Annotated in this window: 2 protein-coding genes; both read left to right on the plus strand. The window is 43.9% G+C overall.

Annotated features, from left to right (window positions below):
* Nucleotides 1–1,045, plus strand: a 1,045-nt coding sequence (locus tag WBJ10_RS12570; RefSeq protein WP_424290808.1) for an oxygenase MpaB family protein, incomplete at its 5' end; no start/stop codon positions are given.
* Between the two features lie 28 nt (nucleotides 1,046–1,073).
* Nucleotides 1,074–1,506, plus strand: a 433-nt coding sequence (locus WBJ10_RS12575) for a hypothetical protein (protein WP_424290810.1), incomplete at its 3' end; no start/stop codon positions are given.

The following is a 1,506-nucleotide window of genomic DNA, read 5'->3' on the forward strand; positions in this document are numbered from 1 at the left end:
TGACAACTTCTTAAATTCCAGAAGACTCCTTGGTGATGCCGATGCCGATACTTTTGTTGCTGAAGTATTTGCCGACACCCAGAAAAAGAAGGATCTACAGGAATGGATGATGCTTGAAACGAGTTCCGAAGCTTTAGAACAATTACAGCTTGCTTACCCTGATGTTTCCTTTATTTCGAAAGCCAGAGATCTGCCCGACTGGGCCGATCCAGAATTGATGCGTAAAGGATCTGATTTCTTTGCCCGGCATTCAGAGATGGTCATGAGCCTTTTAGGGCTGTTATCGCTTCCCTACTGCTATACCGCCGCCCAGGGAGCCAGGGTCTTGCACATAACCGAATTAATCCGCAAGCAAACCACCAAACGATTATTTGACACCGCCATTTTTATCTGGGAAGTACTTGGACCCAATGCCTTTGAAAAGAAAGGCAAGGCTTTCGCCGAGATCGCAAAGGTTCGGATAGTTCATGCCTTTGTCAGGCATTATATTAACAATAGTGGAAAATGGGACGAGTCATGGGGTTTGGCAATTAACCAGGAAGACATGGCTGGTACCAACTTGTCGTTTTCACTGATCGTTATCAGAGGTCTGCGCCTGCTGGGATATCGGGTCAGCAGGCCGGACGAAGAAGCCTTTTTGCATATTTGGGCGGTGGTTGGATCATTAAGTGGCCTGGAAGAAGAGCTTATCCCAGAGGATGCTTCGCAGGCTGAGTTTCTCGACAAACGCATCAAGGAAAGGCAATTTGTCGCTTCAGACCATGGAAAAGAACTAACGTCTGCACTGATCGCTCATATACTTTCGGTTAACGAAAGCAAAGCAACAGCGGATGATATTAAAGGACTAATGAAATATTTATTAGGAGATGAAATCTCCGAAAAGCTGTCAATCACATCTCCAAAATTGCCTGCATATAAATTAGTACTCATCCGCCTACTGGGAGCATTTAAAAGTGTTAAACCAACAGGTGACCTGAAGCTCAAATACCAACTGGCTTATTCTGAATTTAAACTGCGGAGCCCGGCTTTAAAACAGTACGTATGAGCAATATCTCAACAATAAAAATAAGGCTATGAAATCTTACCAACTAATTCACGAACTCATCAGCCTGCTAGAAAGGCAGGAGAATGAGAATCCCGGTAAACAAATCTCTCTTGCAGAGTTTTCAGGATTTCTATCAAATAACATCGCTGAGGAAGAGATCACGGCATTAAGTGAGGATGTACGCTTCGGAAAAAACGAAGCTCAGGCTCAAGACTTAGCCTACCAGCTGGATAACAGCATCGGAAGGTTGTTTGTATATATGAGTCGTTATGCGAAATCTTATATTAAGAAAGCCCTGGATGGCACAGCAATCCAAAGTGCAGAAGAATTTACCGCTTTGTCGATTTTATTAACCCATGATCACCTGAGTAAAAGCGAGCTTATCAGCAATAATTTACAGGAGAAAACGTCGGGTACTGAGGTGATTAGACGGCTTATAGCAGGGGGACTTATGAGTCAGG

This window comes from Daejeonella sp. (genome assembly GCF_049655485.1).
Lineage (GTDB): Bacteria > Bacteroidota > Bacteroidia > Sphingobacteriales > Sphingobacteriaceae > Daejeonella.